General features: G+C 70.3%; 6 protein-coding genes. 3 read left to right on the top strand and 3 right to left on the bottom strand.

Annotated elements, in window-relative coordinates; translation table 11 throughout:
* Positions 1 to 182: 182 nt before the first annotated feature.
* Together G4D87_RS27215 and G4D87_RS27210 are read right to left on the bottom strand one after the other, a co-directional pair.
* Positions 183 to 2,486, bottom strand: coding sequence for a hypothetical protein (locus tag G4D87_RS27215; protein ID WP_176408862.1), 2,304 nt, complete (start codon positions 2,484 to 2,486; stop codon positions 183 to 185).
* A gap of 57 nt (positions 2,487 to 2,543) precedes the next feature.
* A complete protein-coding gene (locus G4D87_RS27210; protein ID WP_163785434.1) occupies positions 2,544 to 3,014 on the bottom strand; it encodes an FBP domain-containing protein in 471 nt (156 codons plus the stop codon).
* Between the two features lie 83 nt (positions 3,015 to 3,097).
* On the opposite strand from G4D87_RS27210, the gene G4D87_RS27205 reads away from it, so the two are divergent.
* From G4D87_RS27205 to G4D87_RS27195, 3 genes are all read left to right on the top strand, one after another.
* Positions 3,098 to 4,585 (top strand): flavin-containing monooxygenase, encoded by a 1,488-nt coding sequence (locus tag G4D87_RS27205; protein ID WP_163785432.1) that lies wholly within the window; start codon positions 3,098 to 3,100, stop codon positions 4,583 to 4,585.
* A gap of 24 nt (positions 4,586 to 4,609) precedes the next feature.
* The gene (gene rsgA, locus G4D87_RS27200; RefSeq protein WP_163785430.1) at positions 4,610 to 5,695 is read left to right on the top strand and encodes a ribosome small subunit-dependent GTPase A; all 1,086 of its coding nucleotides are present in this window, start codon (positions 4,610 to 4,612) and stop codon (positions 5,693 to 5,695) included.
* Positions 5,696 to 5,808: 113 nt separating this feature from the next.
* Positions 5,809 to 7,176, top strand: coding sequence for a TAXI family TRAP transporter solute-binding subunit (locus G4D87_RS27195; RefSeq protein WP_163785428.1), 1,368 nt, complete (start codon positions 5,809 to 5,811; stop codon positions 7,174 to 7,176).
* An 11-nt stretch (positions 7,177 to 7,187) separates the two neighbouring features.
* On the opposite strand, the gene G4D87_RS27190 is transcribed toward G4D87_RS27195, so the two are convergent.
* A partial coding sequence (locus G4D87_RS27190) for a spermidine synthase (RefSeq protein ID WP_338045002.1) occupies positions 7,188 to 9,315 on the bottom strand: 2,128 nt, incomplete at its 5' end.

Raw genomic sequence — 9,315 nt, 5'->3', positions numbered from 1 at the left:
GGGTAGGACGGGGCAGCACGGCAGTACGGGCGGCGGGTAGGACGGGGCAGCACGCAGGGCGCAGCAGAACGGGGCATTTCAGCCCGTTTCAGTCGGACGGCTCGGGTGTGTGGGATGGGCGAGTGGGAGCCGGTCCTCAGCGGAAGAGTTCATTCGCGAGGACCGGTTCGACTCAACAGCGCTCAGAGATTGAAGCCCACGTTGCCGACGGAGATGCTCGGTCCGAAGATGAAGGACCACTTGCTCGACGGAACGACCGGGTCCAGCGAGGGGTCTCCTCCCGTTCGGCGCCGGATGTCTCCGCGGAACTCGTAGGCCATCCACGCCTGCGCACCCACGGCGGCGCCCGGTCCAATCGGAACGCGAAGACCCAGACCCAGGACGACCGCGAGCGTCGGCGGGAACTGGATGTCACCCGACTGCGGCACGAGCCCCAGTCCCATCAATCCCGCTTCAATTCCAAGCAGCCGCTCCTGGCCTTCGTTGTTCAGCAAAGCCAGACGCGATACGACACCGAAGTTGATGGCGAGCTGCCCGGTGGGCTCGGTGGCGCGGTAGAGGCCCGCGGGGATGGCGGCCGTCGTGTAGAGCCGGAAGAGGCCACCGGTGACGATGGCCGTCCACTGCGCGGAGGGCAGGCCCGTGCGGTCCGTCGCGCTCAAGGCGTAGCGGGACTCGTCCGCCACATGGGAGACCTGGACGGTGATGCGGTCGTACTGCCCCAGGTTGCCCGGGACGGGGATGTCGCGCTGCTCTCCCTGCGGACGCAGGAACATCCGCTGCTCGACGCCGCTCTCCCCCCGCACCGAGCCATCCGGCCGCGTGACGCTGATGCGGAGCAGGACCTCCTGGTTCCCATCCTCCGGCTTCAAGCGCTCACGGTGCACGATGACGCGGCAGGTGTTGCGCATCTCATAGGGAATCCGGTGGGGGCGGCTGGGCTCCAGTCGCTGGTCCTTGCCGTCCTTGTCCGCGCAGACGAACTCCACCAGGTTCTCGATGCGGGCGGGCACGCTGGCCTCGCGCACCACGCGTTGGAAGCGCTCATCCACCATCACCAGGTCGGTGGTGGCCAGCTCCGCGGGCAGCGTGGGAAGCCGGTAGCCGAAGCGCAGCGCCACGAAGGCGCCCGGCGCCGCCTCACCCTGGATGAGGGTGACGGACTCCCGCGTCGTGACGCTGTAGGCGCCAGGCAGTGGCTCCAGCACGAAGCGTCCCAGGCCCGCGTTGGACGCCATGCTCACCTCGGCGGGCCGGTTGGTCGGGATGAAATCGATGGAGCCATGTCCGGGCAGCTCCAGGCTGGCCCGGGGCACGGGGAGGGGCAGCGTCTTCGCCGTCTCCGATGCCACCACCGTTCCATCCTGCCGCGACGTCAGCGCGGTGATGGTGACCTGCTGGTCGGACGTGCCGCCCGTGCGCAGCATCACGTAGGTGCCCTCCGCCAGCTTCACCGCGCGCTCCACGCGGGCGCGCAGGCCGTTGACGGTCCACAGCAGGGTGCGCGGGTCATGGGCGCAGACCGGATCCAACCGGACCACGAGCGCGGAGTTCTCCGCGCCGCGCAGCACCGAGCCCTCCACCGCCGTGAGCGGACACGCCAGCACGGACAGCGTGGTGGTGATGACCTGGTCGAGCACGTCGCCGCGCGAGAAGTAGACACGTGGCACCAGCCGCGCGCGCAGCGTCACCGTGGCATCCACGCCTGGGACGTTGCGCACGGAGATGAAGCCCTCGTCCGGCTCGCAGCGGGCGATGCCGCAGTCGGCGGTGGCAATCGCCTCGGAGTGGCTGACGGGGACGCTGCCCGGCCCCTTCGACACGTCGATGCCGTTGGAGAGCACCAGAGGCTCGGTGAGGATGGTGCGGCCGGGGCGGATGCGGAGCGACTCGGGGTCCACCAGGTTCCCGAAGGCGTCGTAGGTCTTCACGTCCGGCCCGATGCGGCCGTAGGGCGGAATCCAGTACAGCGACGTGTCCGTGGGCAGGCCCTGCGGCACGGGCACCGCGCAGTCCGCGAGCCCCCGAGGCTTGGAGGGGGACAGACAGACGTCCTGCCCTTGCATGGCGGGGCGCTCCGGCTCGCCGCGCGGCTTGCCCGACCACGCGACGCCCAGGTTCAACAGCCCCACGCCGCGCAGCTCCAGCCGGCCTTCGTCCGGATAGAAGGAGGTCCCCGAGAAGTCGATGCGCGGCAGCGGCCCGGTGGCAATCACCGTGACGATTCGCTCGCTGGTCGCGCACTGCGCCAGGGTGTCGGCGACCTTGAGGTCCTGCGTGCGCAGGTTGTCGTCCGGCCTGGCGGGCGGATGCACGGAGCGCAAATCCGGGCCCAGGCTCCAGCCATTGCGGACCGGCCCGCAGACGACGCCCTGGGCCAGCACTTCCACGGGGCGGCCACCCTCCGGCACTTGCACGACGGGAGCGGCGGCGGCGAGCCCCGTGGCCAGCAGCGAGGCGAGAACGAGGAGGCGGACAGGGGGCATCACTTCGCTAAAGAGCGAAGGATGCCGCCACGGTCAAGCCCGATTGCCCGGCGGATATCAGGCGGCGGGCTGCGCCTCGATGCCCAATGCCTCGTGCGCGAAACGGAACATTCGCTCATTGAGCTTTCCGAGAAATTCAAGCGGATGGCGGCCGGAGCGGTCCGCCGCGTCTTCCAGCTTCTCCCTGCACCGCAGGTCGGCGCAGAGGTTCACCCCCACGCGACGCTTGTTGTCCACCGCTGTGGTGAGCAGACACACCTCGTGCGCCGAGCCGTAGCTGTGGCACCACTCGCACATGCGGGTGACGGGTTCTCCGCCCAGGGCGTCCCGGCGGAAGATGATGCCAATGGGCTTGCGGCTGCCCGGCGCGGAGAAGATGAGGTACACGCGCGCGCCGGACGTCTCCGTCCAGGCGAGGTAGTCACGCACGAAGAGCGGGAAGGTGATGCCCGGGGGCATCTCGATGACGCGTCGGTCTCTGGGGCGGAAGGATTCGATGAGCGCCCGGTCGTTTTCAAAGCGGAACACGGCTGCTCCTTGGAGAACATCTGCCCCTAACAGTGGGACGTGTCCGTTTCCACCGGAACCCACCAGACAAGCGAGCGCTCGCCATGTCGCCTTCTCCGAACCGCCCTCACGTCCGCATCGCCATCGTGGGCAGCGGCTTCGGCGGCCTGGGCATGGCCATCCGGCTCAAGCAGGAGGGCATCGAGGACTTCGTCATCCTCGAACGGGAGGCCACGCTTGGCGGCGTCTGGCGTGACAACACCTACCCGGGGTGCGCGTGCGACGTGCCGTCGCAGCTCTACGCGTTCTCTTTCGCGCCCAATCCCGACTGGTCACGCGCCTTCTCACCCCAGGCGGAGATTCACGCGTACCTGCGCGCGTGCGCGGACCGGTACGGCCTCCAGCCCCACCTGCGCTTCCACCATGCGCTCATCGAGGCGCGCTGGGACGAGCACGCGCAGCGCTGGCGCCTCCAGACGTCGGCCGGACACTCCACCGCGGACGTCCTTATCTCCGCCGTGGGCGGTCTGAACGAGCCAGCCATTCCCGACCTGCCGGGGCTGGAGACCTTCGAGGGCAAGGTGATGCACTCGGCGCGGTGGGCCGCGGACCCTGCGCTGGCTGGCCGGAGGGTGGCCGTCATTGGCACCGGCGCCTCCGCCGTTCAGTTCATTCCGCACATCCAGCCGGAGGTGGAGCGGCTGTTGCTCTTCCAGCGCACGCCGGCGTGGGTGATGCCGCGTCGGGACCACGCCATGGGGGCCGTGGCCCGCTGGCTCTTCCGCCATGTGCCCGGAGCGCAGCGGCTCTGGCGGTGGACCCTGCATGGGGTGCGCGAGCTGTCGGTGCTGGCGTTCCAGCATCCGTGGCTGTTGCGGCTCGCCCAGCGCCGGGCGCTGCGCCATCTGCGGCGCTCGGTGGCCGACCCCGTCCTGCGCGAGAAGCTCACGCCTCGGTACGTCATGGGGTGCAAGCGCATCCTCCTCTCGGACGACTACTTCCCCGCGCTCACGCAGCGGAACGTGGAGGTGCTCACCTCGGGCATTCAGGCGGTGCGCGCGCGGAGCATCGTCACGCGAGACGGCGTCGAGCACGCGGTGGACACGCTCATCCTGGGCACGGGCTTCCGGGTGACGGACGCGCCCATCGCGCACCACATCCGGGGACGGGGCGGACGCACCCTGGCCCAGGCGTGGGGGGGAACGATGACGGCGCACCTGGGCACCACGGTGAGTGGGTTCCCCAACCTCTTCATGCTCCTGGGGCCCAACACCGGCCTGGGGCACACGTCCATCATCCTGATGATTGAGAGCCAGGTGGAGCACGTGCTCGGGGCGCTGCGCTACCTGGACGGCCGGGCGCTGGCGGCCGTGGAGCCGTCACCGGACGCCCAGGCGGAGTACGTCCGGCAGCTCGACGCCCGGATGGCTGGCACGGTGTGGGCGAAGGGGGGATGTGTGAGCTGGTACCAGGACGCCACTGGCCGGATATCCACGCTGTGGCCAGGGTCCACGCTGGCGTTCCGTCGCCGCGTGGCGCGCTTCGAACCTTCCGAATACGTGGCCATTTCCCGTCGCCGCCCTCCAGGGTAGACATGCTCCGGAGTCCTTCCAACCATGTCGCTTGAAACCCTCGGCTGGGGTCCAGCCTTCGAACACGCATTCTCTTCGCTCGTCTCGCAGTCCCCGCTCTCCCTCGTCCCTGGCCGCGTCGTGCGCCAGCATCGAGGACTGCTCACGGTCCAGACGGACACGCGCACCTTGTTGGCGCGCACCGCGGGCCGGCTTCTCCATCAAGCCCCCGGCGTCGAGTCCCTGCCCACCATCGGCGACTGGGTGGCGCTCCAGCTCCCTGACGGAGAAGGCGAGGCGCTGCTCCATGCGGTGCTGCCTCGCGCCAGCGTGCTCGCCCGGCGCGAGGCGGGCAGTGAGCGCGACGGGCAGCTCATCGCCGCCAACCTGGACATCGTGTTCCTCGTCGCGGGACTGGACGGCAACTTCAATCCCCGCCGCATCGAACGGGCGTTGGCGCTGGCGTGGACCAGCGGCGCCGCGCCCGTGGTGGTGCTCACCAAGGCGGACCTGCGCCCGGACGCGGACTCACTCGTGGCCGAGGTGGAGGAGCTGGCTCCGGGGGTACCCGTGCTCGCGCTGAGCTCCTGGTCGGGGGAGGGCATCGAGTCGTTGCGCGCGCACCTGCCGGCTGGAAGGACGGGGGCGCTGCTCGGCTCCTCCGGTGTCGGCAAGTCCACGCTGGTCAACCGGCTCCTGGGCGAGGCGCGGCTGGTCACCCAGGCGGTCCGCGCCGAGGACGACAAGGGCCGTCACACCACCACGCACCGCGAGCTGTTCGTGCTCCCGGGCGGCGGACTGCTCATCGACGGGCCCGGCATGCGCGAGCTGGGGCTGTGGGGCGAGGACGACGGCGTCGGCCAGACGTTCACCGACATCCTCGAGCTGGCCGCGGGCTGCCGCTTCACGGACTGCCAGCACCAGCGAGAGCCCGGGTGCGCGGTGCGCGCGGCCGTATCGTCGGGGACCCTGCCCGAGGCGCGGCTCGCCAGCTACGAGCGGCTGCGGCGCGAGCAGGCCTACAAGGACCGTCAGGGCAATGCCGCCGCCGAGCGCGACCAACGGCGCCACGAGCGCAGCCGAACCTTGATGGGCTGGGATGCATCACGCTCCAAGCGCCGGCGGAGCTGAGGCGGCCGTTCCTCGGGAGGCGGGTGGAGTGACCGCCTTCTGACTGCCCGGCCGCCCCTTCGGCGGCCGGGCCCCGTGGCGGGCGCGCGCCGTGTCTATACTCCGCGCCCATCATGAAGAAGGACTCGCTCAAGGCTCGCTTGCGTCGCACATTGCGGTGGGACCTGTGGATGACGCTGGGCCCCGCGCTCGTCATCGTCAGCATCGCGTTCGCCGTCACGTTCTACTTCGTCAAGCCCGCGCCGCCGAAGAAGCTCGTCATCGCCGCGGCTGGGGACGAGGGCGGCTTCCGGTACTTCGCGCGCAAGTATCAGGAGATTCTCGCGAAGCACGGCGTCACGGTGGAGATTCGTCCCACGGACGGCTCGCTCACCAGCATCAAGCTGCTGGAGGACGAACAGTCCGGCGTGGACGTGGCCTTCGTCCAGAGCGGGACGTCCGACGCCACCAAGGCGCCGCACGTCGTGTCCCTGGGGAGCCTCTCCTACGTGCCGCTGTGGGTCTTCTACCGGGGGCCCCTCATCGACGAACTGAACGCCCTGCAGGGCAAGCGCATCGTCGTGGGGCCCGAGGAGAGCGGCACGCGCGCCCTGTCCATGAAGTTGCTGGAGGCCAACGGCGTGGGCGCCGCGCCCACGGAGCTCTTGAACCTGGAGCGCGACGAGGCCATCGAGCAGCTCAAGCAGGGCAAGGTCGATGCGGTCTTCATCGTGTCCCCGGCGGAGTCACCGCCCGTCCAGCGGCTCGCGCGGGTGCCGGACATCAACCTCCTCAGCTTCTCGCGGGCCGAGGCCTACGTGCGCCGCTACCCCTATCTGTCCCGGCAGGTGCTGCCGCGAGGCGTGCTCGACCTGGCCGCGGACGTGCCGGACCATGACGTGGTGATGTTGGCGCCCACCGCGAACCTGGTGGCCACCGAGGCGCTCCACCCGGCGCTTGCCTACCTCTTGATGCGCGCGGCCAGCGAGGTCCACGGCAAGGCCGGCATCCTGGACCGCACGGGCGAATTCCCGGCGGCGCTCGAGGCGGGCTTCCCGTTCAGCAGCGAGGCGCGCCGCTACTACGACTCCGGCGTTCCGCTCCTGCACCGCTATCTGCCGTTCTGGGCCGCCAACCTGGTGGACCGGCTCTGGGTGATGCTGGTGCCCTTCATCGCCGTCCTGGTGCCCCTGGGCCGGGTGGCGCCGGCCCTGTACCAGTGGCGCGTGCGCTCGCGCATCTTCCGCTGGTACGCGCGGCTGAAGGAAATCGAGCTCCAGCTCGAGGAGGACCCGGGCCGGGACATGCTGGAGGAGATGCTGCGGCGGCTCGACGAGGCCGAGCGCGAGGTGAACCGCATCCCCATGCCCCTGGCCTACGCGGAGAACCTCTACTTCTTCCGGGAGCACGTCGACGTCGTCCGTCGCCGCCTCACCCGGCGCATCGCCGAATCCGGCGCGCCCTCGCCCGAGGGGCTCTCGGCCCGGGAGAAGACCGCGTAGCCGCCGCGGCCTCAGGGCGCGAGCGCGTGCAGCAGGTTGACGTAGCTGTCGGTCCAGACGCGCCTGCCTTTCAGCTCCGGCGGCGTGTCCACCGGCTGGAAGGGCAGCCCCTGGGTGAGGCGGGCCACGACGTCGCTGCTTGCGCTCATGGCGAACCAGACGCTGGGTGAGCGGCCCGACGCCAGTTCCTCCGCGGTGAGGCGCTCCGTCTGATTCACGAGCCCCTGGACTCGCAGCTCCGTGCTCAAGCGGGTGAGCACGGGGACCAGGTCGAAGAGCCGGCTGGAGACATGGAACAGCAGGAGCCCCTCCGGCGCGAGCTTCCGGAGATAGAGGCTCAGCGCCTCCTGGGTCAGCAGGTGCGTGGGGACGAAGTCGCTGGAGAACGCATCGAGGACGATGACGTCGTACCCGCCGTCCTCGGCTTCCTCCATGCGAAGGCGCGCATCCCCCGCGAGGACGCGGAGCGCCGCCTGGCTGGAGCCGAGCATGCTGAAGTGCTGGCGCGCGAGCCGCTCCACCTCTGGATCCAACTCGTAGAAGTCCCAGCGCTCGCCGGGGCGGCCATACGCGGCGAGGCTGCCGATGCCGAGCCCCACGACGGCCACGCGCTCACGCGCGATCCGCTCCGAGGCCAGCACCCGGCCCACCGCGGAGCCCCGGTGGTAGTAGGAGAGCGGCTCTCCTCGCGCGTCCGGGTGGAGGTTCTCCACGCCGTGGACGGTGCTGCCGTGCTGGAACAGCCGGAGGCCCTCCGCGTCCTTGACGGTGTAGAGGCCGTAGAAGGTGCGCGAGCCTTCAATGCGACCGCGCGCGAGCATCCACCCGGAGAGCACCAGCACGGCGACGACGAACAGGGCGGCACCACTGGACACGTAGGGCGCCAGCTTCGGGACGGGCAGCCCCTGGCCCCGGCGCATCATGTCCCGCGCCGCCAGTCCGCCCAGCAGGAGCAGGCCGGTGAGGCCGTGGTCCAGGTAGGGGAGCGCCAGCGAGCCCAGCGTCAGGGGGACGACCAGGGCCAGCAGCAAGGTGCCCACCAAGCCGCCCAGCGAGACGTGCAGGTAGAACGCGCCCAGCAGGCGCGGGTCCGACGGGCGGCACCACACGAGGTTGCCGTGCATCAGCAGGCAGCCCACCCACAGCACCGCGCTGTGCAGCACCAGGGAGGGGAGCGAAGTCTGCGCGCGTGCCAGCGCGAAGAGGGCCGCGCCCATGGCAACGGCGAGGCTCCCCAGCGCGAGCCGGTTCAACCCCGTGGGCGTGGGGGGCCGCTTCGAGAAGCAGACGATGAGCGTGAGCAGGTACAGCGAGAGGGGGAGAATCCAGAGCAGCGGGATGGAGGCGTCCAGCGTGAGGACGTTGGTGACCGCGAGCAGCAGCGCGTTGGCGCTCGCGGACAGCAGCAGCCAGGTGATGCGGGAGGCGCGCGGCGCGCGGGGCACCGGCTCGGTCCGGGCCACGGGCTCGGACGTCGTGCTCCCACCCGCAAGCGCCGGACGGACGCGCTGGATGCAGAGCAGCGCGAAGACGACGAACGCGCCGTAGCCCGCGTACCAGACGCCCAGTTGTTCCCGAAGGTCGAGCGCCGGCTCCACCAGGAAGGGGAAGGTGAGCAGCGCCGTGAGCGCGCCCGCGTTGGACGTCCCGTAGAGGAAGAACGGGTCGCCCCGGGAGGGGTGCTCCGTGCGGGTGAACCAGCCCTGGGCGACGACGCTCGTCGTCGACAGCGCGAGGAACGGCAGCCCCAGTGACAGCGTCAGCGTGAACAGGATGGCCGCCACGGGGTGCAGCTCGAAGAGGTGCAGCCGGAACGGGAAGACGACCACCGCCAGCAGCACGAAGCCCAGGTGGGCCCAGCGGTAGCGGCCCTGGTGCGCGGCCACCGCGACGCGGCTTGAGTAGAAGTAACCGAGCACCAGCACCGCCTGGTAGAACACCAGGCACGTCGTCCAGATGGCCGCGCTGCTTCCGTAGGAGGGCAGCAGCAGCCGCGCGAGGATGAGCTCCACCTGGAAGAGCAGGAAGGAGCCGAGGAAGACCCAGAGGTGGAACAGCGTCCCCGTGAGGGCGTGGGTCGAGGACTTCGGGGCGGGGAGGTCGGTGGTCATCCTGGGAGCGACTCGCGAGGGCCCATAC

This window comes from Myxococcus vastator, from assembly GCF_010894475.1.
In the GTDB taxonomy this organism is placed as follows: Bacteria; Myxococcota; Myxococcia; order Myxococcales; family Myxococcaceae; genus Myxococcus; species Myxococcus vastator.
This window is presented reverse-complemented; position numbering and strand designations above follow the sequence as displayed.

Excerpts from the sequence above, each read along its gene's own strand:
- G4D87_RS27215 (WP_176408862.1), bottom strand. The coding sequence starts at position 2,486 with ATGCCCCCTGTCCGCCTCCTCGTTCTCGCCTCGCTGCTGGCCACGGGG.
- G4D87_RS27205 (WP_163785432.1), top strand. The coding sequence starts at position 3,098 with ATGTCGCCTTCTCCGAACCGCCCTCACGTCCGCATCGCCATCGTGGGC.
- G4D87_RS27195 (WP_163785428.1), top strand. The coding sequence starts at position 5,809 with ATGAAGAAGGACTCGCTCAAGGCTCGCTTGCGTCGCACATTGCGGTGG.
- rsgA (WP_163785430.1), top strand. The coding sequence starts at position 4,610 with ATGTCGCTTGAAACCCTCGGCTGGGGTCCAGCCTTCGAACACGCATTC.